Source organism: Tropicimonas sp. (genome assembly GCF_047971885.1).
Taxonomy (GTDB): Bacteria; Pseudomonadota; Alphaproteobacteria; order Rhodobacterales; family Rhodobacteraceae; genus Tropicimonas.
Window position 1 is genome coordinate 1 of the sequence record NZ_JBKEAE010000161.1, and the last position, 25813, is coordinate 25813.

Consider the following 25813-nt stretch of genomic DNA (forward strand, 5'->3'; position numbering starts at 1 on the left):
ACGTGCTAGCATTGGGCATTCAAATGGGAGACCGCCATGCGGCATGTCTTTCTGCTAGCTCTTCCCGCCCTTCCGATGGCCTGACAGCCGACCCCGGACATGGTGGCGAGCCTGCAGCTGATGGGCGGCAACCGTGACCCGGCCGATCAGTGCCGGCGTGTGGGAGAGAACGCATATACCAACCAGTTTCTCGGCGATGCCTCCGATCTCGTTGCCTGCCCGTCCGACTACGAGGGTGCCGGCGTTTTCGTGACCGAGACGGGCGCAATCGAGGTTGACCGGATCGGCGGCCACATTCTCTATACGGTGCCGACGCGATGAAAGCGGTAATTGTCCTGACCGGCCTCGCCCTCCTTGCGGCCTGCGCTTCCGAGGGCATTGGCGAACTGGCCATGCTCGGCCCCTACCGCGATGCGGAGGACGAGTGCCGCTGGGTCTCGCCCACCGAAGCGACGACAGCATTCATGAGCACCGAGGCCGATCTGGTCGCCTGCCCAAGAGGATACGAGGGAACCGGAACCCTGGTGAGCGAACGGAAGGCCGAGGCCGTAGGCAGCGCGGCGCGCCACACCCTGTTTCTCGTGCCGCATCGCTGATGCGAGCGGCCACGAGGACCGACCACTCACGATAGTCGACAGTGCGGGACTTTTCCGACATTGGCTGCTTTGCGATGTCAGGCCCGGCTACCGTTGGTCGCTATGGGCTCAATGCAGTCTTGCGGCGGCGATCATGCGTCACGCCTCAGGCCCCCGGGTTGAAACAGGTGTGGGTAAAGTGACGGCTACGGTTGGTCGACCAGCCGGCCCCACAGGTCGTAATCGCTCGCCTCGTCCACCTCGACGGTGACGATCTGGCCGGTTTCGAGCGCCGCATGGCCTTCGTCGATAAAGAGGTTGCCGTCGATTTCCGGTGCATCGGCCATGGTGCGGCAGGTGGCGGCGTCGTTTTCGACCAGATCGACGATGACCTTCATCCGCCGGCCAACCTTTGCGGCAAGCCGGGCCTGCGAAATGCCCTGCGCCTTTTCCATGAAACGCTCCCAGCGCTCGTGTTTGACCTCTTCGGGGAGGTGACCGGGAAGGTTGCCAGAGCGCGCGCCGGCGACGTTCTCGTATTTGAAACAGCCCACGCGGTCGAGCTGCGCCTCGTCCATCCAGTCGAGCAGGGTCCGGAACTCGTCCTCGGTCTCGCCGGGGAAGCCGACGATGAAGGTCGAGCGCAGCGTCAGGTCGGGGCAGAGGGCGCGCCAGGCAGCTATCTCGTCGAGTGTCCGGGCCGCTGCCGCCGGTCGGGCCATGCGTTTGAGCGTATCGGGATGGGCATGCTGGAACGGGATGTCGAGATAGGGCAGCACCCGCCCCTCGGCCATCAGCGGGATCAACTCGCGCACATGCGGATAGGGATAGACGTAGTGCAGCCGCACCCAGGCACCCAGCCCGCCGAGTTCGCGCGCCAGATCGGTGATGTGGCTGCGCACCTCGGCGCCCTTCCACGGGTGGCTGTCGTGCCTGCGATCGACGCCATAGGCCGAGGTGTCCTGGCTGATGATCAGCAACTCCCGCACCCCGCTTTCGACCAGCTTCTCGGCCTCGCGCAGGATGGCATGAGCCGGCCGGCTGACCAGTTTTCCCCGCATGTCGGGGATGATGCAGAACCTGCACCTGTGGTTGCAGCCTTCGGAAATCTTCAGATAGGAATAGTGTCGCGGCGTGAGCTTCACCCCGCTGGCCGGCATCAGGTCGATGAACGGGTCCGGATCGGGCGGAACGGCGGCATGCACAGCGTCGAGCACCTGCTCGTACTGGTGTGGGCCGGTCACTGCCAGTACTCGGGGATGTACGCCGGTAATGAACTCGGGGTCGGCGCCGAGGCATCCCGTCACCAGCACCCTGCCGTTTTCGGCCAGTGCCTCGCCGATGGCCTCAAGGCTTTCGGCCTTGGCCGAATCGAGAAAGCCGCAGGTATTGACGATCACCGCATCCGCCCCGGCGTAATCGGTCGATATGCCGTAGCCTTCGGCCCGCAGCCGGGTCAGGATACGTTCGCTGTCGACCAGCGCCTTGGGGCAGCCGAGCGAGACCATGCCAATGGTCGGCTGGCCGGGACGAACGGATTCGCTTACCCGCGCACGGGCGAGATCGGGGCGGAGATCGGGCGGGTTCTGCGACATGGGCGGCTCATTATTCGGGATCGCCCCGCTTGGAAAGCCCCGTATCGCCCGCGCGATCAACCGGCCGCTCAGTCGCCATCCGCCGCGCTGAAGCCGGTTTCGACACCAAGTTCCGGGCCGATCTCGCCGTTGAGAAGTTGCTGAAGCTCGCGCACCAGCGTCTGCGCGGCCTCGACGCGGATGCGGCTCGACGGTGTGCTGACCTCCTCGGCAAGCGGCTGGTCGAGCGTTTCGAGCCGCGCTTCGGCCCGTGCGGCGGTCATGTCGAACCGGGTGCGCAGATCGGGCTTCAGCGCGGGGCCGAAGGCCGTGTCGAAAAGCTCGGTGATGCCGCGCAATTGTGCCGCCGCGATTTCCGCCGACAGCCCCGACCGCCAGGCCTCGGCGCGGCGCGGGTAGCTGCGTTCGTAGGTACCGAGCGGCCGGCCCAGCCGGTAATCGGCCACCCGCGTCAGAGCAAAATCGGCGGCGGTGAACAGGGTTCGGGTGACCTCTTCTTCGCTCAGGTAGATCGGATTGTCCGGCCCGGCGGCCCGCATCAGCGCCGCCCAGCCGTCGGGTGCGAACCATGCCGCGTACAGATCGCCGGCCATGCCATCCAGATGGGCGGAGATGCCGATGATGGCCGGGCAGGGCGTGGCATCGGTATGAAGCAGCCGCTCCAGCGCGGGAAGCCCCTGAGCGGCGGCCGAGCCGGCCGCGATGGTGGCGGGATCGGCCTGTGCCTCGGCCGGCTGCTGCGACAGGGCATCAAGCGCGCGGCCGACGATGTTCTTCTTGTCCGGCCAGAAATTCACCGACAATGCTGCGCCGAGCTGTTCGACCGGCCCGAACTGGTAGCTGTCGAGCGGTGCCCAGGCGTGCCACGCGTCGCGGAAGGCGGTTTCGAGGGCGCTCTGCCCGCCCGTGCCGGCGCAATATCCGCGCGCTGTGTCTTCCAGCGTTGCCGCTGCATCGCGGAACGCGCCGAATTGTGTTTCGAGCACGGTCAGCGCGCGCGTGCGTATGGCGTCGTGATCGGTGCTGACGGACGATTGCGCTGTGGCCCCGGTAGCGAGGGCGCAGGAAAGGGCGAGAGGCAGCAATGGACGGGGGATCATGTGGGCTTTCGGAGATCGGGGGCGCGGGGGCGGGTGCTGGCGGGGCCGGAGCAGCGGGCTGGCAGGCGCAGCATGAAACCCGGCACGCCGGGATACAAGCCCCATTCACGCGGACTTGGCCCTGCCGGCGCGGCGGTGCATAAGCGCAGGCAATGCGACGATCGGGAGTGATGAAGGTGACGCTGGAATGCTTCAAGAGCTACGATGTGCGGGGACGGATCGGGACCGAGCTGGATGAGGCGACCTATCGCGCCATCGGCCGGGCCTTTGCCGACGTGATGCAGCCCGGCCGGGTGGTGCTGGGCCGCGATATCCGCGCGACCTCGGAAGCGTTTGCGGCGGCGCTCGCCGACGGGCTGCTGGAAAGCGGGGTCGATGTGCTCGACATCGGGCTCTGCGGCACCGAGGAGGTCTATTTCGCCACCGATCATTACGCTGCGGGCGGCGGGCTGATGGTGACGGCGTCGCATAACCCGGTCGACTACAACGGGCTCAAGCTGGTCGGTCCCGGCGCCCGCCCGATCCCGGCTGAGGGCGCATTCCGCCAGATACGCGACCGGGTGGTCCAGGGGATCGACGCGGCGCCCGGCCCGCGCGGCAGCCTGCAACGAGCCGACCCGCGCCCGGCCTATGTGGAGCGGCTGCTGTCCTTTGTCGATCCGGGCGCCATGGGCGCGATGACGGTTCTGGCGAATGCGGGAAACGGCGCCGCCGGTCCGACCTTCGACGCCATCGCGCGTGCGCTTGCCGAACGTGGCGCACCGATCCGTTTCGAGCGGCTCAACCACCGGCCCGACGCTGCCTTTCCCAACGGCATCCCCAACCCTCTGCTGCCCGAGAACCGCCCCGCCACCACCCGCGCGCTGCTCGCCTGCGGCGCCGACCTGGGCATCGCCTGGGATGGCGATTTCGACCGGTGCTTCTTTTTCGACGAGACCGGGAGCTTCATCGACGGCGAATATCTGGTGGGTCTTCTGGCGACGGCGTTTCTTGCCAGGACGCCGGGCGCGCGGATCGTGCACGACACGCGGGTGATGTGGAACACGCAGGAACTGGTGGCCGCAGCGGGGGGAGAGGCGGTGGCCTCGCTGACCGGCCATGTCCACGTCAAGGAAACGATGCGGCAGGTCGATGCGGCCTATGGCGGCGAGATGTCGGCACATCACTACTTCCGCGATTTCATGTATTGCGACAGCGGCATGATCCCGTGGCTGCTGGTGATCGAGCACATGTCCAGGACCGGCCAGCCGCTTTCGGCGCTGATCGGCGACAGGCGCGGTGCCCATCCGTCCTCGGGCGAGATCAACTTCCGCGTCGCGGATGCGGCGGCGGCGCAGCAGGCGGTCGAGCGTACCTTTGGGGATGGCGAGATCGATCGCATGGACGGGCTGGGCATTTCCTTTGCCGACTGGAGGTTCAATCTGCGCAGTTCGGCCACCGAACCGGTGCTGCGCCTGAATGTCGAGACACGGGGAAATCGCGACCTGCTGGACGAGAAGACGGCTGAGATATCCCGGATCATCCGCGCCTTCGTGCGGTGATCGCGGGGCTCCATCGTTGGAGTCCCCGGCAGCGCCCGGCCCGGGTCAGCCGATGGGCACCAGATGATTGTCCCACGACCAGTCGCCGGCCACAGGCACGAACCGGGTGCCCCGGCTGTCGCCTATCCTGAGGCCGCCGGTCACGGTGATCGCCACGCCCCCGGGTGCGGGTGCGGCGCCTGCGGCCACCGGCAGGGCATGCGCCGGCAACGCCGCGCCGCTTCGCGCATCGAAAAAGAGCGCGGCATCGCCCCTGGGCCCGGTCACCACGATCTCGCGCCCGCCCGTCGAATGCGCGACCGAACCGGCGTATTGTTTCAGCCGCGCGGTATCGGGATGATCGAGGAAGATCAGATCTTCGCCCCGGCGGTGAAGCGCCGCCAGCGGAACCGGCGACAGCGGGTTGCCCTGCCATTGCAGGGCGATGGCCACGGTATCGCCGCTTGCGGTGATATGGCGGATCGAGTTCTGGTGCAGGGCGCCGGGCGGCTCGACCGCTTCGGTGATCTCTCCGGTTTCGGTCAGATAGCTCAGGTTCGGCCGCATGGATGGCAGGTTGAGCATCCGCCGCTCGAAATCCGGATGGGTCCGGATGCCGCCGTTGGCAACGGCGAAGCCGCCGCCAGCCAGCCGGATCATCTCGTGCGGGCCGATCCCGCCCGAGGGCAGGTCGTCTACCCGGCGGTAGCCGTTTTCGGCATCCCACACCCCAAGCCGTCCGTCGGGAACGTCATAGGCGTTCTCGGTCGTGTAGAGATACCGCCCGTCGGCGGTGAAGGCCCCGTGGCCATAAAAGTGCCGTCCCTCGGGAGAGTGCAGCCGTACCATCTCGGCGCCGGTTGTGCAGTCGAGCACGAGGGCGAAGGTGCCGGGGCGGCGGGCCATGGCGACGGCTTCGGCGCGATGGGGGTGCAGCGCCGCCGCATGGCCGCGTCCGGGAATGGGGTGGGCGAAGCGCACGCTGCCGTCGGCATCCAGCCCGACCAGCCATGTCGAGGCGTCGGGTTTTGCCGCCGCCGTCACGTATTGCGGCGCCGCCATGGCCGACCATGCCGGCGCGGCGACGATCGCGGCGGTGGTGGCGGAAAGAAAATGGCGGCGGTGCATTTGCGGGCCTTTCAGAGCGAGTTCAGGAAAGCGATCAGGGCGGCGCGATCCTCTTGCGGCAGGTTCCGCGCTGCCTCGCGCGCGGGTTCCGCCTCGCCGCCGTGCCACAGGACGGCCTCCAGAAGCGTGCGGGCGCGTCCGTCGTGCAGGAAGCCGGCCTCGGGCGAAACCCGCTGCGCCAGCCCGATCCCCCAGAGCGGCGGGGTACGCCATTCGCGCCCCGATGCGGCGAATTCCGCCCGTTCGTCGGCCAGACCGTCGCCCATGTCGTGCAGCAGCAGGTCCGAGTAGGGCCAGACGAGCTGGAACGATTGCTCGGGCCGGTCGCTCAGCCGGTGGGTGACGAATTTGGGCACATGGCACGCGGCACAGCCGATGTCGTGGAAGATCCGCTTGCCGTGCAGCGTATCGGCGGTGTCCACGTCACGCCGGGCCGGCACCGCCAGGTTTCGGGCGTAATAGGCCACCAGATCGAAACCGGCAGCCGGAATTTCCAGCCCTTCGCCATTGCCGGTTGTCCCGTGCGGTGCGGCGCGGCAGGCGGTCTGGGAGGCGGTGCAATTGCCCCAGGATGCCGCATGAAGCGGGGTGGATATGCCGATATCGTTGAAAAACGCGTCCGAGGATTGCTGCGCCACCGTGGGCTGCCCGGCTTTCCAGCCGAAGCGGCCCAGCATCCATTGCCGGTATTCCAGCGACCAGACCCGGTTCGGCCGCCCCGAGATCCCGTCGCCATCCGCGTCGCCCGGATCGGCGCGGGCGAGGATATCCGCCTCGGGAATGGCCTCCAGCAGGCCGAGGCCGATCATCGGCGGCGCGATCCGGGCGGCGACCCGGGCCTGGGGGTGAAGCGGGCCATAGGCGGCATCGGCGATGCTGAAGGACGGGGCGCGCAGGGTCACGGCCGTAGCGTCGCCCAGTTCCACCGGCACCTCTGTCCAGCGGGTGGCAACACGGCCCTCGGCCGGAACGCCGGCGACCGATCTGTCCTGCAATTGCGTGCCGTAGATGGGCTCGGGCGCCGCGCCGAGCCGGGTGAGCGCATGCGCGGTCAGCGCGCTGAGGGCGTCGGGAACCGACAGCTTCAGGACCAGCGAGACCCCGGTATCGGCGGGGCCGGCCGGCGCATGGCCGCGCCCGTCGCCGATGTGGCAAGAGTCGCAGGCGCGCGCGTTGTAGAGCGGCCCGAGCCCGTCGCTTGCGGTGGTCGAGGACGGGGCGGCGGCCCAGAGCTTGCGGAAGAACCCGTTGCCGACGTGGAAATCCAGTTTGCGCCCGGCCGCCATGTTGGCCGAAGGCAGGGAAAACGGCGCCCCGGTCGGGCTGACGAAATGCGTGGCGGCCCCGGCAGGGCGGCTTTCGAATGGCTCGGGCGCGGTGAAACCGGCCGGCGGCGCGGTAACTCCGGCGATCCGGGCGGATTCTTCCGGCGTTCGGGCAACGATGTTCAGGTGGGGTTCGCCCCAGCCGCCGGCCGGCCAGCCCTGCGCCGCGGCAAGGGGCGCGTTGGCCATCGCGGCGGTAACGGCCGCGATGGCGATGGCGACTCTACTCGCCGGCATCCATCGGCGAGGCGTTGAGCTGCGCATAACGCTCCGCGCCAAGGCGCAGGTAGAGGTCGATCTGGGTTTCGAGGAAGTCGATGTGCCCCTCTTCATCGGTCAGCAGTTCCTGGAACAGTTCCATCGACACGAAATCGCCGATGGACTGGCAATAGGCGCGCGCCTCCTTGTAGAGCGCCTGCGCCTCGCGCTCGGCGGCAAGGTCGCATTCCAGCGTCTCCTTCGGGCCCTCGCCGATCTTGAGCGGATCGAGCTTCTGCAGGTTGGGATGGCCTTCGAGAAACAGGATGCGCTGGATCAGCTTGTCGGCGTGGTGCATCTCCTCGATGCTTTCCTCGCGGCTTTTCGCCGCCATGCGGCCGAGCCCCCAATCGTCCTGCAACCGGTAGTGCAGCCAGTACTGGCTGACGGCGGTCAGTTCGCTCCGAAGCGCGTCGTTGAGATATCCGATGACCTTTGCATCACCTTGCATGGTTCGTTTTCCTTTGCTTTTCCGACTCGCAGAGTGCGGAGGTTGGCTGGGACTTCCATGTTGTCATTGTGTTGCATGGTCGACAAGAAGAGCGGCATGCAGCCGCCGCAATCCGGTTTCTTGCCCAGGGCACGATAGATCTTGCCCGGCGTGATGATCGTATCGGCATCGGCGGCGCGCATCCAGTCGATGGCGGCGTTTATGTCGCGGTCGGTAATGCGCTGGCACTGACAGACGATCATGAGCTTTCCCGCTGGGCTGGGCCGGGAGCGGAACCCGCCCCCGGCATTCGGTTCATTCGAAAACGGCTTCGGGATTGTCGAGGCTGTCGGAGCCTTCGATCGCGATCGGCTCCAGCCCGACCACCGCCACCGCGCGCTCGATGTTGCGGGTCTGGGCGATCAGCGCGTCGATGGCCGCCTGGACGATGGCGTTGCCTTCGTCGTTGCCGGCACCGATGAGCTGGTCGTAGGCGGTGCCCGATTCGGCCTGATCGACGATCTCGGTCATCTTTTCCATCGTGGTGTCGAGATCGGCCAGCAGCGCGTCGGCCAGCGCCGGGTCCTTTTCCCGGACCACTTCGTAAAGCGAGGGGCCGACGATTTCGGAGCCGTCGATGCGGCGATAGCTGCCGGTATAGACGTTCCGGATACCCAGCCCGTCATAGAAATGGCTGGCATGGGTGTTGTCGGAGAAGCAGTCGTGCTCTTCCTCGGGATCGTGCAGCAGCAGGCCAAGCTGCATCCGCTCGCCGGCCTGTTCGCCGTAGGAAAGCGACCCCATGCCGGTGAAGGCCATGACGAGACCCTGCACCGGATCGGCTGTTACCGCGCCGCGCCCCTCGCCGCCTTCGGACCAGAGAGCGACGGCATCTTCCAGATCGGCGATCAGCAGGTCGGCGGCGGCCAGCAGGTAGGCGACACGCCGGTCGCAATTGCCACCCGTGCAGTTCGCTGTATCGAAATCGGTTGCCGGGCGGGTGCCGGCACCGGCTTCGGTGCCGTTCAGGTCCTGTCCCCAGAGCAGGAATTCGATGGCATGGTAGCCGGTGGTGACGTTGGCCTCGATCCCGTCGATCTCGTGCATTTCCTGCAACAGCGCCGGGGTGATCTCGGTCGCGTCGAGCGTGGTGCCCGAAACCTCGAGCGACGGGTTGGCGATCACGTTGACGCCGGAGAAGGGGTTTTCGTCGTTGAGACCGGTATCGCCCTCGACATAGTCGATCAGCCCCTCGTCGAGCGGCCAGGCGTTCACCTTGCCCTCCCAGTCGTCGACGACCGGGTTGCCGAAGCGGAACACCTCGGTCTGCTGATAGGGCACGCGGGCCTCGATCCACGCGGCGCGGGCCTCCTCGAGGGTCTTCTCGGTCGGTGCGGCGGCAAGGGCATCGAGCGCGGATTTCAGTTCCTTCGCCCTGACTAGACTGTCCTCGTATCCGGCCAGTGCGATATCGGCATAGATGGCGACGACATCGGCGGGGGCGGCGGCCTGTGCGCACAGCGCGGACCCCGAAAGAAGTGCGGCAAGGGCGGTGGTACGAAGGATCATCTGGTCTTCCTGTTGCGATTTTCTGATTCAGCGGTTTGCGCAGTCATACCATATTGAAACACTCAGACAAGCATTCGCGATAAAAACAGTCGGAATCTTCACCGGCTGCGCGGCGCATGGTGGTGGCCCCTCGCTCCGGCTTCGGGCGCGTCTTCCCGATGACAGCCCGGATTCGCCCGGCAGCCGGTTGCCGCCGGAATCCGGCACCTGCGGTTTGTTAGGAAGCAGCGGGATATGATGGTTTGCCGGATACCAAATCTTGTCATAGAAGTAGGCTTACCTACAAACGGAGCGATTCATGACGGCAGCGGATGACCTGAGCCAATTCCTTGGCTGCGACAAGTTCTCGACCGTCATGGCCGATCCGCCCTGGCGTTTTCAGAATCGCACCGGCAAGGTCGCGCCGGAGCACAAGCGCCTTGCCAGATACCCCACGATGTCGCTCGAGGAGATCTGCGCGCTTCCCGTTGCCCGGAACATGGAGGATCGCGCGCATTGCTACCTGTGGGTGCCGAATGCGCTGCTGCCCGAGGGGCTGCGGGTTCTCGCGGCGTGGGGCTTCGACTACAAGTCGAATATCGTCTGGGAGAAGATCCGCAAGGATGGCGGGCCCGACGGGCGCGGCGTCGGCTTCTACTTCCGCAACGTGACCGAACTGCTGCTTTTCGGCACGCGGGGCAACGACATCCGCACCCTGCCGCCGGGGCGGTCGCAGGTGAACTATATCGAGGCGGACACACCCGACGGCGACGTTCTGAAAACCCGGAAACGCGAACACAGCCGCAAGCCGGACGAACAATACGCCATCATCGAATCCTGTTCCTGGGGGCCGTATCTCGAATTGTTCGGTCGCGGTGTCCGCGACGGGTGGACGGTCTGGGGAAACCAGGCCAGCGGCGATTACAAACCGTCGTGGAAAACCTACAAGCACAATTCCGGCGTCACCGGCGCAACCGCCGCCGAATGATCATTCGACGACCGTCGAGGCGGGGATGCCGACAAGCAGGAGCGGACAGGGGTTGCCGACACCCCGGTCGATCCGGTCCCTGAGCTTGTTCCAGTGTGTTGTCGCGGCACCGAACTTGTCGTTGACGAACTGGCGCGAGAACGCCTCGGAAAACGGTATCCCGCGGTCGAGCAGCTTGCGGACGGCATCGTGCTGTCGTCTCGTGCGGTCTTTCATCCCCAGAGCCGTGACCATCCCGGCCTCGTCGGTGAAGCCGTGCTTCTCGATACAGCGCCGGACAATGCCGGGCATGTCGTCCTGAAGGCTCGCGCCCCGCGTGACGAGGATGCCGACCGAAATCGCCGACTGGGCGTGCAGGCGCTGGAAATTCTCCAGATCGCGGTCGAAGAAGGGATCCTTGTTGTTCCACTCGATTTCGAGCGCGATGTTCCCTTTCGCGGCGCGGCGCACATGGTCGATCTCGTGACTGTTCGAGACCGTCTCCCGCCCGTCGACGATGAGCCTGAAATCGAAATTGTGCTTGGGCCAGCCCGCCCCGGTCAGCCTGCGGCGCAGGCGCTGGGTCGAGGGCGCTTCGCCGCCGCCCGAGCCGATCAGTTCCTCGGAGAGGATCGCCAGATCCAGCAACGCCTGTTCGATCTCGGCGGATATTTCCGGGAAATCGACGGACAGGATTGCGTCCGCATGGTTGCGGACGGCCAGATCGAATCCCTTCTGGGCGAGCCGTTTGAACATGCCGGTACGATAGCCTGCGCGCCGGCGGCCGCAAGAGTGCGCCCGCCATTGCGCCGGGCGGCCCGGGTGATACTGTGCGCCCCTGACTCGAAACGGGATATCGAATACGTCCTTGGATAGCAGAACGATCTCCGAAAGCGGCCTCGACGGGCTGATCGCATGCCCCGTCTGCGATGCGCTTTATGTCGCCGCGACCCCCGCGACCGGCGAGCGGGCGGTTTGCGAGCGGTGCCATACCGTGCTGATTGCACCGATCCGGGGGGCAATCTTTCGGATCGTGGCGTTGGCGCTCACCATCCTGATCCTGCTATTTTCATCGTTGTTCATGCCCTTCCTGCGGGTCGACGCGGCGGGGCTTTCGCATTCGGCCTCGATCGCCGAGGCGGCGCTTTCGTTTTCCAGGTCGCACATGGTGATCCTGTCGCTGGTGACACTTTCCTTCATCGTCTTCATCCCGCTGGCTCGGGCAATGCTGTTGATCTACGTGCTTGCGCCGCTGATGTTCGGGCGCCGCCCGCTGCCAGGCGCGCGCAGGGCGTTCCGCTGGTCCGAGGCGATGCGCCCGTGGTCGATGGCCGAGATCTTCGTGCTGGGCGTGGGGGTCGCGCTGGTCAAGATCGTGGCCATGGTCCATGTCGAACTGGGGGCCGCATTCTGGATGTTCGCGCTGCTGGTGGTGGTGACGGTCTTTCAGGACGGATTGCTGTGCCGCTGGTCGATCTGGGCCGAACTCGACGCCGCGGAGGCCGAGGGTGTCTGAGAGCGGACGGATCGACACGCACATGACGACCGCGCGCAGCGCCGGGCTTGTCGCCTGCACCAGATGCACGCGGGTCTGGCCGGCGGGCACCGCCGAATGTGGCCGCTGCGGCGCGCCGCTGGTCTCGCGCGATGCCAGAAGCCTCAGCCGGGTCTGGGCGTGGTGGGCGGTCGGGCTGATGTGCTACATTCCCGCCAACATCTTCCCCATGCTGCAGACGACCTATCTGATGAAGACGATGGGCAACACGATCGTCGGCGGCGCGATCGAGTTGATGGAGCACGGCGACTATGCCGTTGCCCTGGTGATCCTGATCGCCTCGGTCGCCATTCCGATCAGCAAGTTCGTGGCCGTGGCCTATCTGGCGGTCGCGGTGCAGCGCCGGTTGCGCGGAAGCGCCCTGCGGCGGACGCAGCTGTATGAATTCGTCGAATTCATCGGCCGCTGGTCGATGATCGACGTTTTTGTCGTCGCGGTGCTGTCGGCGCTGGTGCAGCTTTCGGTTGTGGTGTCGATTCAGCCCGGGCCGGCGGCGCTGAATTTCGCCCTGTCGGTGATCTTTACCATGCTGTCGGCCCGCAGCTTCGACAGCCGCATGATCTGGGACAGCCTCGAAAGCGCCGAGGCACCCGAAACTCCGGCCGGCGCACCCGTTGCGCCCGAACCCATCTCTTCGCTTGCGACAAGGTAGATTACCCGTGACAGACGATATCCCCGAAACCCCGATCGAGCCGGCCCGGCGCAGCCTGAAGGACCGTGTATCGGTCGTCTGGCTGGTCCCGCTGGGGGCGCTGCTGATCGCACTGGGCATTGCCTGGCACAGTTATCAGCAGCGTGGTGCGCTGATCGAGATCACCTTTCACAACGCGTCGGGCATCTCGGCCGGGCAGACCCAGCTCAGGTATCGCGAAGTTACCGTCGGAACGGTCGAGCAGGTAACCTTTTCCGAGGATCTGAGCAACGTTGTCGTCCATGTGCGCGTCGACAAGGATATCGAGAGCTTCGTCGATACCGACGCCAGTTTCTGGGTTGTCCGGCCCGAGGTGTCGACCCGCGGGGTCACCGGGCTCGATACCGTTCTGAGCGGCGTCTATATCGAGGGAAGCTGGGACGGAGTGCCCGGTGAACTGGCCCGCCACCATACCGGGCTCGAGACCGCGCCGATCGCAACGCTAGATCAGGACGGGCGCGCGATCGTGCTGCGCAGCCCTACCGGCAAGGGCCTGAACGAGGGAACGCCGATCCTGTTCAAGGGGCTTGAGGTCGGGCGCATCGGCGCACCGCGACTCGGCCCCGATGGTATCACCGTCGAGGCGCCGGCCTTCATCTACGCCCCGCATGACGCGTTGATGAGCACCCAGTCGCGATTCTGGAACACCTCGGGCGTTTCGTTCTCGCTCGGCGCGGGGGGGGCATCGGTCGATTTCGCCTCGCTCGCTTCGCTGATCACCGGCGGTGTCAGCTTCGAGACCGTGGTTTCGGGCGGGGCGCCGGTGGAGAACGGCGACACGTTCACCGTCTACGACAATCAGGACGCGGCCCGCACCAGCCTGTTCGAGGGCGAATCCCAGGGCATGCGGGTCGAGCTTTCGGTGGTGTTCGAAGAGAACGTGACCGGTCTGGCGGTTGGCGCGCCGGTCACCCTGCGCGGGCTCGAGATCGGCGAGGTGGCGGCCATTTCCGGCAAGGTCGATCCCGACATGTTCGGCGACGACCGGGTGCGACTGATCGTCGTTCTGTCGATCCGGCTCGACGATCTGCAGCTTGGCGACGATACCGACACGACCGACGAGAACGCGATCATGGATTTCTTCGAGAAGGCGGTCGCCGAAGGAACGCGCGCGCGGCTCGCCCGCGGCTCGATACTGACGGGCGGCCTGAAGATCGAGATCGTCGAGTTCCGTGATGCGCCGCCGGCGGTCTTCCAGCGCGATGCCAAACCGTTCCCGATCCTGCCGAGCGTTCCGGCCGACCTTCCGCCGATGAGCGCCACGGCGGAGGGGCTTTTGAAACGCGTGAACGACCTGCCGGTCGAGGAACTGCTGAAATCGGCCATCGACTTCATGGACAATGCCTCCCGTCTGGTGGCCAGCGACGATATCCAGCGCATTCCGTCGGATGTCAGCGGCCTGATCGACGATGTTCGCGGCGTGGTCGCCAGCGAGCAGGTGCAGGCGTTGCCCGAGCAGCTTTCGACCATCGTTACCGAAATGCAGATGGTGCTTGCCGATCTGCGTGAACGCGACGCGATCGCGGCGCTGGTCGAGGCGGTGGACGAGGCCAGCCAGGCTGCCGACGATGTCAGCCTCGCCGTGGAAGGCGTGCCCGAACTGATCGACGATCTGCGCGCGATTGCCGCCAAGGCCGAGGCGATGGACCTTGAGACCTTGATGGGCCGGGTGACCTCGCTGGTCGCCTCGGCCGATGCGCTGATCGATTCCGATTCGACAAGGGCGCTGCCGGCGAGCCTGTCGCAGGCGCTCGACGAACTGGGGGCGACGCTGTCGGAGCTCAGGGCGGGCGGCACGGTCGAGAATGTCAACGCCACGCTGGCCTCGACCCGCGATGCGGCCGATGCGCTGGCGACGGCCTCGGCCGACCTGCCGGGTCTGGTCAACCGGACCGAGGCGGTGCTGAGCGAGGCCGAACAGGCGCTGTCCACCCTGTCGGATGCCGGGGCGCTGAACCGCGAGACGCAGGCGACGATGCGCGAGGTCACCAGGGCGGCCGAGGCGGTGCGTTCGCTGGCGCGGATGCTGGAGCGCAAGCCGAATGCGCTGATTACCGGCAGGTAGGATTCCGGCCGGGGCGCGCCGCCCCGGCTGCAACACTTCGTCCCCCCGCATGGCTGCGCCCTTGCCCATGGTGCGCCTGTCGGTATTGTGCCGCTGTATTTCTGGAATCCGGAGCCCCCATGCGCCTGCTGTTCTCCGCCCTCGTCTCGACCCTCGTCCTGGCCGGTTGCAGCGGTGCGCCGGTTCGCTATGCCACGCCACCCGTCGCCGCCGGCGAGAGAATCGGTATCTCGGTTTCGCAGATCGAGGTGCGCGAGGTCGAACTGCCAAGCTATGCGCGGACCGAGGAAATCTGGATCGAAGGCGAGGACGGCGCGCTCAAGGCCGATTCCAGCGTCCTGTGGGCCGACGAACCGGCGCGCGGCGTGACCCAGGAACTGGTGCGCAATCTTGCTGGACTTACCGGCGCGCGTATCGCAGCAGAACCGTGGCCCTTCGAGGATCTGCCGCAGACACGGCTTTTCGTGCGGGTGGATGAGATGGTTGCCGGCGCCGACGGGCGTTTCCGTCTGTCGGGGCAGTATTTTGTCGCCCGCGTTTCCGCCGGCCGCGATGGCGCGGGCAGTTTCAGCGTCAGCGCACCGATCGCCCCGGATTCGGGCAAGCCGGGCATCGCCGCCGCCCGCGCCGCCGCCGTGCGCGATCTGGCCCGGACGATAGCTGCCCAAGGCCTCTGACAGCGGGCTCTAGCCGGGGGTGCCGAAGATCCGCAGCCGGCTGACCCCGCCGTCGGGATGGATGTTGAAGCGTACGTGGGTCACCGGGCCCATCCCGGTCAGTCCGGTGCGAAAATCGTGAATCGCGTCGGGGCCGAGTGCGGTTTCCGGCAGCAGGGTTTTCCAGAACATCGAATCCGTCACCAGCGCGCTGGTCAGTCCGTCGCCGAAAGCCTGCATGTCGGCGGCCTGGAGCGCGCAGCGGTCGGGGTAGTTGCCCTTGAAATGGGCCGTGTCGACCTCGACCCGGGTGACGGTGCCGCGTGTACCGAGCGCGATCACCATCCAGTCATGGCCGGGCTCACGCCGGCGGCGCGTCTCCCAGCCGTCGCCCATGTCGCGCCCGCGGCCGGGGGCGAGCAGGCGGTTATAGTCGCCGTAATGCGCATCGGAAAAGGCGAGGATTCGCCCGCCGTTCAGCGCCGCGGCAAGGTCGATCTCCTGCCCGCCGGATACCGGATCCATCTCGGGAATGCCGAAGACCCTGAGCCGCGCCACCCCGCCGTCGGGATAGATGTGCATGCGCAGATGGGTCCAGCTTTCAGCGCTGTCGCTGCGGAAGAAATGGTGTGCATCCGGGCCGAGCGCCTTGTGCGGAAGGATTTCCGTCCATCGGGTCTGGCCGGAAAGCGTGCGGTCCGGCGTGGCTTCGATTCGCACGGCGGGTGCAAAATTGCCGGTGAAATGCCGCGTGTCGACGTCGAAGCCGAGGATGCGGCCGGGAGCGGCAAGCCGGATCACGGCGAAATCATGCCCGCCGTCGCGCCGGCGCCGGGTTTCCCAGCCGTCCATCCACTTGCCGTTGTCGTCGAACCTTCCCTCGATGAAGACCGGATCGGCATCCTGCAGCATCCGTTCGAGCGGGGCAAAGAACTCGTCGGTGGCCGAAACGGCGACGGCACCGAGCCCGGCCGAGGCGAGGTTGATTCCGGCGTGTGAAAAGAGCGGGGTGTCGGGGTTGAGGGATTCGATGGTGGGCATCTGCGGCTCGGTTGTTGCTGGCTGGCCGGTGCGCCGGTCAGCTGGAAGCTGCAATTGGCACCCGTGTGTCGCCCAATTCGTAGACGAGAGCCGCCCCCAGATGCAAGCGATGCCACGAGGGGCAGTTTCGGTTTGATCTCTTGCCGCCGATGGGAAAATCTCGGGCGACACCATTTCGGAGAAAAACCTTGCCCGACGTGACGATCCTCTGGTCCTGGGCCGAATTCGCTGTGCGCTGGCTGCACGTGACCGCCGCCATCGCGTGGATCGGGTCCTCGTTCTATTTCATCGCGCTCGACCTCGGCCTGAGGAAAACGCCCGATCTGCCGCCGGGCGCGGGAGGCGAGGAATGGCAGGTTCACGGCGGCGGCTTTTACCACATCCGGAAATACCTGGTCGCACCGGAACGGCTGCCGGAGCACCTGACCTGGTTCAAATGGGAAAGCTACACCACCTGGCTTTCGGGGTTTGCCGTGCTGGTGCTGGTCTATTACCTCGGCGCCGATCTGTTTCTGGTCGATCCCGGCGTGCTTACCATGCCGGCACGGGTTGCCATCGCGATCTCGCTCGGTTCGCTCGGGCTGGGCTGGCTTGCCTATGATCGCATCTGCAAATCGGCCTTCGGCAACGACAACACCCGGCTGATGATCCTGCTTTATGTCATGCTGGTTGCGATGGCATGGGGTTATTCGCAGGTCTTTTCCGGCCGCGCGGCGCTGCTGCATCTGGGTGCGATCACCGCCACCGTGATGACGGCGAATGTCTTTCTCGTCATCATTCCCAACCAGAAGATCGTCGTCGGAGATCTGAAGGCGGGCAGGGTGCCCGATGCGAAATACGGCCGGATCGCGAAACAGCGCTCGACCCACAACAATTACCTGACTCTGCCGGTCCTGTTCCTGATGCTGTCGAATCACTATCCGCTGGCCTTCGCCAGCCGGTGGAACTGGGTGATCGCCTCGCTCGTTTTCCTGATGGGGGTGACGATCAGGCATTATTTCAATAGCTTTCACGCCAGTACCCACCCCAGGAAGGGGCCATTGTGGACCTGGGGTGCAACGGCGCTGTTGTTCGCGGCGATCGTCTGGCTTTCGATGGCGCCGCTTTATGGCGAGGACGAGGGCTGGGAGGAGGGCGCGCTTGCCCCTTCGCGGCAGCGGTTTGCCGAAGCCGAGGGTTTCGATGCGGCGGTCGAGGTGGTGATAAACAACTGTTCGATGTGCCATGCGCCCCGGCCCGCGTGGCCGGGGCTCGGCTGGCCGCCCCGCGATGTGAAACTGGTTACCGCAAGCGACGTGGCGCGCCATGCGGAACAGATCTCTCTGCAGGCGGGCGTCACCCATGCCATGCCGCCGGGCAGCGCGAATTTCATGGATGCCGGCGATCGTGCGGTGCTGGTGGAATGGTACCGCAACGCACGGGACGGGTAGGCCCGGACCGGCCGGACCCGCGATACCTGCGGCCGGAGGCTCCCGCCCGTCGTCGGCACATCGAAGATGCGCCTCCTCCCGTTGGGCCCGGCGCGCTGCGCGCGCCGCGGTGGTTCCAGGGCACCGTTATTCGCCGTAGGGAACCCAGATCGTCTTGATCTCGGTGGCCTGTTCCAGTGCCTCGCGATCATTCGCCCCCGGTCCGGCACACCATGTGCGCTTCAGGTTGCCGGCCGCGGCGGTTTCGATGCCGGCGTCGAGGTCGGGTGTCGACAGGTTCCACACGGCGGCGATATCGAGATGCGCCGCGAGTTCCGTGGCGAGCACGGCCTGGGTGCCGGTCACGATATTGACCACCCCCGCGGGCACATCGGAGGTTTCGAGCACCTGATAGAAATCGGTTGCGGCCAGCGGGAAGGGCTCGGACGGTACCAGCACCACGCGATTTCCCATGGCGATCGCGGGCGCCATGGCCGCGATCAGGCCCAGAAGCGGCGTGGCGGGCGGGCAGATGGCGCCGATTACGCCCAGCGGTTCGCGCACCGCCAGTGCGAGCCCCCGGATCGGCACATCCTTGACCGCGCCGTCGAACTTGTCGGCCCAGGCGGCCCAGGTGAAAAGGCTGTCGATGGCGCGTTCGACCTCAGCTTGGCCATCGTTGCCGCCGGTCATCGCGTCGATCCGCGCGGCGAATTCGGCACCGCGTGCCGAAAGGTTCTCGGCGATGTAATAGAGGATCTGCGCCCGCAGATGCCCGCTCGCCCCCGCCCAGCCACAGGCCTTCGCAGCGGCTTCGGCCGCGTTGCGCAGATCCTTGCGGCTGCCTTCGCCCACATGGCCGAGCAATATGCCGCCGGCCGACCAGATAGCGCGCGAATAGCCGCCGTCAGGGCGTGTCTGCCTGCCGCCGATGAACATCTTCGCCGTGCGGTCGAGCGATCCGTTGGCTGACGGTGTGGTCGGGGCCGGCACGGGGGCGACCCTGTTCGCGCGTGGCGCGATATCGGCCGGCGCGGTATAGGCCAGCAGCCCCTCCCAGCCGCCTTCGCGCCCGAAGCCGCTTTCGCGGGTGCCGCCGAAACCGGCGGCGGCGTCGAACATGTTGGTGCCATTGATCCAGACCACCCCGGCGGCCAGTTTCGGCGCCAGCCCGAGCGCGAGGTTCACGTTCTCGGACCAGACCGAGGCCGCCAGCCCGTAACGGGTGTTGTTGGCCAGTTCCACCGCCTCGGCCGGGGTGCGGAAGGTTGTTGCCACCAGTACGGGGCCGAAGATCTCCTCCTGCATCAGGCGGTCGGCCGGCGAAAGCCCCGTGATCAGGGTCGGCGGGAAGAAGCAGCCGCCGGGCAGCGTTCCGGCGGGCTGATACATGTCGCCCGCGGCGGCGCCCTCGGCCACCATCCGGGACACCGCCTCATGCTGAACCGGATCGACGAGACTGCCGATATCGGTGGACTTGTCGAGCGGATCGCCGATGCGCAGGCGATCCATCCGTGCGCGCAGCTTCGCATGAAAGACCCCGGCAACGCCCTCCTGCACCAGAAGACGGGAGCCGGCGCAACAGACCTGCCCCTGATTGAACCAGATCGCGTCGACCAGCCCCTCGATGGCCGAATCGAGATCGGCGTCGTCGAAGACGATGAAGGGCGATTTGCCGCCCAGTTCGAGCGTCAGCGACTTGCCCGTTCCGGCGGTTGCCTGGCGTATCCTGCGCCCGACGGCGGTGGAGCCGGTGAAGGCGATCTTGTCGACACCCGCATGCACGATCATCTCGCCCACCGTTCCGTCGCCGGTCACGATATTGACGACGCCGGCAGGCAGCCCGGCCTCGGCACAAATCCGACCGAACAGAAGCGCGGTCAGCGGGGTGTACTCGGCCGGTTTCAGGACCACGGTATTGCCGGTGGCGAGGGCCGGCGCGATCTTCCACGCAAGCATCAGCAGCGGGAAATTCCACGGAATGATCTGGCCGCAGACCCCAAGCGGCCTGCGCCCGGGCAGTTCCGTTTCCACAAGCTGCGCCATGCCCGCATGGTAATAGAAATGCCGCTGGGCGAGCGGGAGGTCGATATCGCGGCTCTCGCGGATCGGCTTGCCATTGTCGAGCGTTTCGAGCACCGCGAACAGGCGCGCATGTTTCTGCAGCAGCCGGGCGATCGCATAGAGCAGGCGCGCCCGCCCGTGTCCGCCAAGCGCCGCCCAGCCGGGTTGCGCGGCCCGTGCGGCGGCAACGGCGGCCTCGACATCGCCGCGGGTGGCTTGGGTGACATTGGCCAGCAGCGCGCCGGTGGCGGGATTGCGGCTTTCGAACCCCTCTCCCGGCAGCGTGTAGGTGCCGGCGATGAAATGTCCGAAGGCGCGGTTGTGGCTTTCGAGCCAGGCTGCGGCCTCGGCCGTGCTTTCGGGGGCGGGTCCGTAATCCATGGTCGCAAGGATCTCCTGAATCGTCATGGCAATTCCTTCCGGATCAGGCCAGCGGATGCCGCCAGGCGGCGGAATAGGCGCCGGTGACATGGTGTTCGAGCTGCCGTTCGATATCGCCCAGAAGCGACGAGGCGCCGAAGCGGAACAGGTCGGGCCGCAGCCAGCGGTTGCCCAGCTCCTCCTTGAGCAACATGAGGTAGGTCAGCGCGTCCCTCGCCCTGGATATGCCGCCCGCCGGCTTGTAGCCGATGCGGATGCCGGTGGCCGCGTGATAGTCGCGGATCGCCCGCATCATCACCAGGCTGACGGGCAGGGTGGCGTTGACGCTTTCCTTGCCGGTCGAGGTCTTGATGAAATCGGCGCCGCCCATCATGCAGACGAGGCTGGCGCGGGCGACATTGCGCAGCGAGCCAAGCTCGCCGGTGGCGAGGATCGCCTTGACATGAGCATCGCCGCAGGCAGCGCGGAACTGGCGCATCTCGTCGTAGAGCGCTTCCCAGTTGCCGGTCAGCACATGGCGGCGCGAAATCACGATGTCGATCTCGGCCGCGCCCGCCCTGACCGATTCGCCGATCTCGGCCAGACGCAGCGCAAAGGGCGAAAGGCCGGCGGGAAAGCCGGTGGAAACGGCGGCGACCGGAATGCCCGTGCCGCGCAGCGCGCCGACGGCGGTCGGCACCATCTCGTGATAGACGCAGACGGCGCCGGTGGTCAGATGCGTGATCCCGAGCGCGGCGAGGATATCCTCGCGCACCGGCTGGCGGGCCTTGGCGCAGAGCCGGCGCACGCGACCGGGCGTGTCGTCGCCCGACAGCGTGGTCAGGTCGATCAGCGAGACCGCCCTGACCAGCCACGCGGCCTGAAAGTCCTTTTTCACCGAACGGCGCCCGGGCAGGCTGGCGCAGCGGCGCTCGATGGCAGATGTGTTGGCCTGCGCGCGCATCACCCGGTCCATGTCGAGCGGCAGGCCCGGGTTGCGCGGCTCCGCCGTCGCCTGTGGCAGGGTTTCGCCCCGGCTGACGCTCTGGCTTGCGGTGTCGGTCGGCATGACCCGATCCTCCCTCGGAATGGATATCACGGTGGCACGCGGCGCGGGGCGGGGCAAGGGGCGTGGCTTAGCCGCGCGGCAGCCGTTCGGCCAGCTTTGCCGCCGTGAACGGGTCTTCCGGCCCGGCGCCGCCGGGGCTCAGCCTGTTATAGCTTTTCCAGTTGGTGGTGATGCCCCGGCAGTGCCAGTAGCCGAAATCGCCGCGCTTCAGCAGACCGATCGGCAAGCGGATTTCGGGCTTGTGCACGTCCCAGCCGATACCGGCGCGCCATCCATCGGGGCGCAGGCAGTATTTCGTCGGGCAGGCAGTGCCGTTTCTACGCAGATGGGTGTGATCGGCATGGCGGAACGGGGGCGCAAGACCGGCCGGCGGCATGCGCCAGCGGCCGGAGAAGGTGACGAATCCCAGCCGGCTTTTCACTGCCGCGTCAAAGACCGAGCCGCCCCGGCTCCAGACCAGTTCGTCGATGTCGGCGTTCAGCACGGCGCGCGCGCGGCGGAGGAACCTGAGCCGCGCCAGATTCAGCATCGCCGGTTGCAGGAATTTCGCCCCGCCACCACCATTTTTCGTTCGCACCGGCCCGTAGGTTTGCGGCACCTTCAGGACGACGGCGCGTTTCAGCCCGGTGGGCGCAAGCGCGTCGAGGATCGCCTCGGGCGGATAGGCGTCAGAGGCGTTGTCCATCACCAGCATGGCCTGAAGACCGTGCTCGCCGATATGGAACCGCGCCCAGTCGGCAACCCATTCCGGCCGGTTGTTGCGCGAGATATGCAGCGAGGCGTTCAGCCCGGCGAAGAGCGCTGACTGATCGGGGCTGGTGCCGCTTTCGCCCCGCCATGCGCCCAGTGAGGTCGAAACCGTGGCAGCCGGTGTGCTGGCGGCGATTTCAATGATGTCGTGGCGGCGCCAGCGGCGGACGCGGCAGATGCGGGCGGGGGTACCGTCGAGCCTGAGCGCGTCTTCCGACAGCAGCGGCGCGAGATTGAGCAGCTTGGGGCAAACCAGCAGCAGCGCACCGTCGCGCCGGACCGCATCGTACCACAGGGTCGTGCGGTCATAGGCGGCATCGAACCCCTCGCCGCGTTTGCCGGGCGGGATGATGGCATCACGGCAAAGCCCGCTGCCGGCGACGGAAAGCGAGGCCATTTCGGCGATGGAGAAATCGGGCAACGACATGCGGCCTCATAGGTCGAACGCGCCGCTATGCAAAGCCCGCGTTGCCCGTATCACACCCCGTATCACACAAGGTCGCCGACATCGTAGCCCGCCATTCGGGCGGTAGCGACGATTTCGGCCGCCGGCATCCGGCCATGTTGCGACAGCGCCCACAGCCGCGTGCAGCGCGTTCCCGAGCGGCAATAGGCGAGAACCGGCCCGGGCAGTTCCCCGACGGCCTGCGCGAACGCCTGAACGTCGGAGAGGTTCATCCTGCCGGAAACGACCGGCTGGTAGCGTATTTCAAGCCCGGCCGCCCGTGCGGCACTTTCGATTTCGGAAAAATCCGGCTGGCCGGGGCTTTCGCGATCCGGCCGGTTGCACAGAAGCGCGCGAAAGCCGGCGTCGCGAATGGCCGGTACGTCGCCGGCCGAGATCTGCGCGGCGACCGAGATCGCATCGGTCAGACGGTGTATTTCCATGGGCGGGCTCACTGATCGCGTTGCATTCGCCGGTGCCCGGCCGCGAAGGCGCGGGGTCGGGTGGTTCGGTAACAGCGTTAATCGAGTGAGCGGCAAGAGTTAACCGCAAAACGTGCAGGCCGGCGGGAAGTCGCAACCCGACGGCCGTAGACAGGGGTCTGCCGGCGGTGTTGTTGTGTTGCAGGTAATTCCGGGTTATTTGCCGCTATCGCAGGTCTTTACGCCGAGAATGCTGTAGGCAGGGCAGTTGGACATGGCCGCGGTCACCAGCAGCACGATCCCGACGATTGCCGCGACGGCGGTCCCGAGCGTTCCCCACCCGGCGGTGAATGCCAGGTAGATCAGCACCAGCCCGACAATCGCACGGATGACGCGATCCAGGGTGCCCATGTTCTTCTTCATCTGTCCGTTCCTTTCCATGTGGGGCGCCTCCGGTGCTGCCCCAATGTGTGAACACAACCCTGCCGCGATCATGCCGGCGGCACGCCCCGGATACGTTGCGGGTGTGAGGTAGCGAATCCGGCACACAAATTCAATCTGCCGAATATTTTGACCTCGCGGAACGCGACCGGATGTATCGCACCGGCCCCTTTCCGCCGCAGAAGGCGCGGGCAGGGTTTGTCGCAGCAAAATCCACCGGCAGGCTCTTGACCTTTCCGTTTCGCTGGGCGGAATACTTGGGGGTCGCGTGGACAGGCTATTCCGGCAGCGAACCGGGAAAGCATGGCGCCGCGCGGCAGGATCGAACGGCGGCAGCAGACCGCGCGGGATCCGCGAAGGTCCGCCCGGGAAGCGGATCGCGCCGCGCGACAAGGGTCTGAACCGCCTGAACAGAAACGTTTGGAGGACCCCGAATGCGTTGTTTCACTGTCCTAGGCCCCTCGAATTCGGGCAAGACAACCCTGATCGAGGCGCTGAGCAGCCTGGACTCCAAACCCGTCCGCTCGGAAATGACCGAGTATTTCGCCATTACCGAGTTCACCTATCTGGACGAACCGTGGTGCGCGTTCGATATTGCGGGCGGCCCGGAATATATCGGCTTTGCCGGCGAGGCGCTCGCGGCGAGCGATGCGGCGATCCTCTGCGTGCCGCCCGATCCCGACGCGGCGGTGCTTTGCGCGCCCTATCTGCGGCTGGCCGAGGAAAGCGGCACCCCATGCCTGCTGTTCATCAACCGGATGGACACAACCGACAACCGGGTGCGCGACATCGTGGCCGGTCTTCAGGCCTATGCCGGCCATTCGATCATCCTGCGTCAGGTTCCGATCCGCGAAAACGGCGAGATCGTCGGTGCGGTCGACCTCATTTCCGAACGGGCGTGGGAATATCAGGAGGGCAAGCATTCGGAGTTGATCGAGATTCCGGCCGGCGTGCGCGAGCGCGAGCAGGAGGCGCGCGCCGAGCTTCTGGAACACCTGTCTGATTTCGACGACCACCTGCTCGAAGAACTGATCGAGGACAAGCGCCCGCCGCTGGACGAGGTCTACGACGTTGCCACCGCGGTGATGCGCGAGAACGAGGACATTCCGGCCTTCCTCGGGTCGGCCAGCGCGCGCAACGGCATTACCCGGCTGATGAAATCCCTGCGTCACGAGGCGCCATCGGTGGAGGCGACGGTCGCGCGGCTGGGGGGCGAGCCGCTGGCGGCGGGCGTGTTCGCGGCCTATCGCAAGCATATGGGCAAGGCGGTTGTGCTGCGGGCGCTGGGCGGGCCGGTCTCGACAGGTGCCATGCTGGGCGGCGATACGGTCGGAAACCTCAGCGGGGTCGATGCCAGGCATCCCGTCCAGAGCCTTGCGCCCGGCGAGGTCGGTGTCGCGGTGAAATCCGATCACCTCAATGCCGGCTACACCTATACCGCGAAAGAGGCCGTTCCGATGCCCGACTGGTCGCGCGGCCATCCGCCCAGCCACGTGGTGCTGGTCACGCCGGTCCATGAAAAGGACGACGCGCGGCTCTCCACCGCGCTTGCCCGGCTCGACGAGATCGACCCGGGGCTCAGCGTGTCGCAGGACGAGGCGAGCGGCCATGCGGCGGTGCGGCTTCAGGGGCCGATGCACCTGCGCCGGATCCAGAGCCTTCTGGATTCGGACTTCGGGATCGAGGTCGAAAGTGCGCCGGTCGGGGCGAGCTATCGCGAGACGGTCACCCGGCCGGTCGAGCACCAGCACCGCCACCGCAAGCAGTCGGGCGGTGCCGGGCAGTTCGCCGATGTGCACATGAAGATCGAGCCGCAGGACCGGGGCGCCGGCTTCACCTTCGACGAGGTGGTCAAGGGCGGCGCGGTGCCGCGCAACTACATCCCCTCGGTCGAGGTCGGCGCGCGCGATGCGACCGGGCAGGGGCCGCTCGGCTTTCCGGTGATCGACCTGAAGGTAACGCTGACCGACGGCAAGTCGCATTCGGTCGACTCGTCCGACTTCGCCTTCCGGACCGCGGGCAAGGCCTGCGTGAAAGAGGCGCTGGCCAAGGCGGGGCCGGTGCTTCTGCAGCCGATCGACCGGGTGGATATCCACGTTCCGTCGGTCTTCTCGGGGGCGATCGTCACGCTGGTGACCTCGCTCAAGGGGCAGGTCCTGGGTTTCGACCCCAATCCCGACGCCAAGGGCTGGGACATTTTCCACGCGCTGCTGCCGGATTCGTCGCTCGACGAACTTGCCCGCTCGCTGGGTGGCGCGACGCAGGGAACGGCGTGGTATGTGGCGAATTTCGATCACTATCAGGAACTTCACGGCAGGGAAGCCGAAAATATCAGCGCCGCCGCCAGAGAATCGGCCTGACGCGGGGTTTCGCCGGGGCGATCCGTGAACGAAAAGAAC

24 protein-coding genes are annotated in these 25813 nt (G+C 66.5%); 10 read left to right on the forward strand and 14 right to left on the reverse strand.

Translation table 11 applies throughout. From position 1 onward, the window contains the following. The first annotated feature begins 120 nt into the window (after positions 1–120). Positions 121–321: a hypothetical protein gene (locus ACK5IR_RS13535; RefSeq protein WP_416929700.1), complete on the forward strand. Its 201-nt coding sequence runs from the start codon at positions 121–123 to the stop codon at positions 319–321. After that, positions 318–596, forward strand: a complete 279-nt coding sequence (locus tag ACK5IR_RS13540) for a hypothetical protein (RefSeq protein WP_416929701.1) — start codon at positions 318–320, stop codon at positions 594–596. Before ACK5IR_RS13535 ends, ACK5IR_RS13540 begins: the two co-directional genes overlap by 4 nt. 185 nt (positions 597–781) lie before the next feature. Here the strand turns inward: ACK5IR_RS13540 and rimO are convergent, their stop codons facing one another. Next, on the reverse strand, positions 782–2170 hold the full coding sequence (gene rimO / locus ACK5IR_RS13545; protein WP_416929702.1) for a 30S ribosomal protein S12 methylthiotransferase RimO: 1389 nt from the start codon (positions 2168–2170) through the stop codon (positions 782–784). A 68-nt stretch (positions 2171–2238) separates the two neighbouring features. Then, positions 2239–3270 carry an imelysin family protein gene (locus ACK5IR_RS13550; RefSeq protein WP_416929703.1) on the reverse strand — a complete coding sequence of 344 codons (1032 nt, stop codon included), beginning with the start codon at positions 3268–3270 and terminating at the stop codon, positions 2239–2241. 152 nt (positions 3271–3422) lie between these two features. Here ACK5IR_RS13550 and ACK5IR_RS13555 point away from each other — a divergent pair, with 152 nt between their 5' ends. Beyond that, entirely contained in the window at positions 3423–4811 is a 1389-nt protein-coding gene (locus tag ACK5IR_RS13555; RefSeq protein ID WP_416929704.1) for a phosphomannomutase, read from the forward strand. A 45-nt stretch (positions 4812–4856) separates the two neighbouring features. On the opposite strand, the gene ACK5IR_RS13560 is transcribed toward ACK5IR_RS13555, so the two are convergent. From ACK5IR_RS13560 to ACK5IR_RS13580, 5 genes are read right to left on the reverse strand one after another with little or no spacing between them, the layout of a single operon-like run. Further along, positions 4857–5918 carry a DUF1513 domain-containing protein gene (locus ACK5IR_RS13560; RefSeq protein ID WP_416929705.1) on the reverse strand — a complete coding sequence of 354 codons (1062 nt, stop codon included), beginning with the start codon at positions 5916–5918 and terminating at the stop codon, positions 4857–4859. 11 nt (positions 5919–5929) lie between these two features. Then, positions 5930–7432, reverse strand: a complete 1503-nt coding sequence (locus tag ACK5IR_RS13565; RefSeq protein ID WP_416929736.1) for a di-heme oxidoredictase family protein — start codon at positions 7430–7432, stop codon at positions 5930–5932. A gap of 34 nt (positions 7433–7466) precedes the next feature. After that, positions 7467–7952: a bacterioferritin gene (bfr, locus tag ACK5IR_RS13570; protein WP_416929706.1), complete on the reverse strand. Its 486-nt coding sequence runs from the start codon at positions 7950–7952 to the stop codon at positions 7467–7469. Continuing rightward, positions 7895–8194, reverse strand: coding sequence for a (2Fe-2S)-binding protein (locus ACK5IR_RS13575; RefSeq protein ID WP_416929707.1), 300 nt, complete (start codon positions 8192–8194; stop codon positions 7895–7897). The genes bfr and ACK5IR_RS13575 overlap by 58 nt, the downstream gene beginning before the upstream one ends. Positions 8195–8246: 52 nt before the next feature. Then, positions 8247–9500 (reverse strand): imelysin family protein, encoded by a 1254-nt coding sequence (locus ACK5IR_RS13580; protein WP_416929708.1) that lies wholly within the window; start codon positions 9498–9500, stop codon positions 8247–8249. A gap of 298 nt (positions 9501–9798) precedes the next feature. On the opposite strand from ACK5IR_RS13580, the gene ACK5IR_RS13585 reads away from it, so the two are divergent. Continuing rightward, positions 9799–10467: an MT-A70 family methyltransferase gene (locus tag ACK5IR_RS13585; RefSeq protein WP_416929709.1), complete on the forward strand. Its 669-nt coding sequence runs from the start codon at positions 9799–9801 to the stop codon at positions 10465–10467. Here the strand turns inward: ACK5IR_RS13585 and ACK5IR_RS13590 are convergent, their stop codons facing one another. Then, on the reverse strand, positions 10468–11202 hold the full coding sequence (locus tag ACK5IR_RS13590) for a BglII/BstYI family type II restriction endonuclease (protein WP_416929710.1): 735 nt from the start codon (positions 11200–11202) through the stop codon (positions 10468–10470). A gap of 112 nt (positions 11203–11314) precedes the next feature. Here ACK5IR_RS13590 and ACK5IR_RS13595 point away from each other — a divergent pair, with 112 nt between their 5' ends. The 4 genes from ACK5IR_RS13595 to ACK5IR_RS13610 all read left to right on the forward strand — a co-directional run bounded on the left by ACK5IR_RS13595 (position 11315) and on the right by ACK5IR_RS13610 (position 15434). Then, complete coding sequence (locus tag ACK5IR_RS13595) at positions 11315–11962, forward strand: paraquat-inducible protein A (protein WP_416929711.1); 648 nt, start codon at positions 11315–11317, stop codon at positions 11960–11962. A 22-nt stretch (positions 11963–11984) separates the two neighbouring features. Next, complete coding sequence (locus tag ACK5IR_RS13600; RefSeq protein ID WP_416929737.1) at positions 11985–12653, forward strand: paraquat-inducible protein A; 669 nt, start codon at positions 11985–11987, stop codon at positions 12651–12653. 7 nt (positions 12654–12660) lie between these two features. Then, a complete protein-coding gene (locus ACK5IR_RS13605; protein ID WP_416929712.1) occupies positions 12661–14757 on the forward strand; it encodes an intermembrane transport protein PqiB in 2097 nt (698 codons plus the stop codon). A gap of 119 nt (positions 14758–14876) precedes the next feature. Then, entirely contained in the window at positions 14877–15434 is a 558-nt protein-coding gene (locus tag ACK5IR_RS13610; RefSeq protein WP_416929713.1) for a PqiC family protein, read from the forward strand. Between the two features lie 9 nt (positions 15435–15443). Here the strand turns inward: ACK5IR_RS13610 and alc are convergent, their stop codons facing one another. Continuing rightward, positions 15444–16454, reverse strand: coding sequence for an allantoicase (gene alc / locus ACK5IR_RS13615; RefSeq protein WP_416929714.1), 1011 nt, complete (start codon positions 16452–16454; stop codon positions 15444–15446). 149 nt (positions 16455–16603) lie between these two features. On the opposite strand from alc, the gene ACK5IR_RS13620 reads away from it, so the two are divergent. Next, positions 16604–17884: a urate hydroxylase PuuD gene (locus ACK5IR_RS13620; protein WP_416929715.1), complete on the forward strand. Its 1281-nt coding sequence runs from the start codon at positions 16604–16606 to the stop codon at positions 17882–17884. Between the two features lie 126 nt (positions 17885–18010). Here the strand turns inward: ACK5IR_RS13620 and ACK5IR_RS13625 are convergent, their stop codons facing one another. The 5 genes from ACK5IR_RS13625 to ACK5IR_RS13645 form a co-directional block, all read right to left on the reverse strand. Beyond that, positions 18011–20335 carry an aldehyde dehydrogenase family protein gene (locus tag ACK5IR_RS13625; protein ID WP_416929716.1) on the reverse strand — a complete coding sequence of 775 codons (2325 nt, stop codon included), beginning with the start codon at positions 20333–20335 and terminating at the stop codon, positions 18011–18013. Positions 20336–20351: 16 nt separating this feature from the next. Then, entirely contained in the window at positions 20352–21356 is a 1005-nt protein-coding gene (deoC, locus tag ACK5IR_RS13630) for a deoxyribose-phosphate aldolase (RefSeq protein WP_416929717.1), read from the reverse strand. Between the two features lie 67 nt (positions 21357–21423). Further along, positions 21424–22533, reverse strand: a complete 1110-nt coding sequence (locus tag ACK5IR_RS13635) for a hypothetical protein (RefSeq protein ID WP_416929718.1) — start codon at positions 22531–22533, stop codon at positions 21424–21426. Positions 22534–22595: 62 nt separating this feature from the next. After that, positions 22596–22994, reverse strand: coding sequence for a TIGR01244 family sulfur transferase (locus tag ACK5IR_RS13640; protein WP_416929719.1), 399 nt, complete (start codon positions 22992–22994; stop codon positions 22596–22598). Positions 22995–23189: 195 nt separating this feature from the next. Next, positions 23190–23414, reverse strand: a complete 225-nt coding sequence (locus tag ACK5IR_RS13645) for a DUF2892 domain-containing protein (protein ID WP_416929720.1) — start codon at positions 23412–23414, stop codon at positions 23190–23192. Between the two features lie 434 nt (positions 23415–23848). On the opposite strand from ACK5IR_RS13645, the gene ACK5IR_RS13650 reads away from it, so the two are divergent. After that, positions 23849–25774 (forward strand): elongation factor G, encoded by a 1926-nt coding sequence (locus ACK5IR_RS13650; RefSeq protein WP_416929721.1) that lies wholly within the window; start codon positions 23849–23851, stop codon positions 25772–25774. Positions 25775–25813 lie beyond the last annotated feature (39 nt).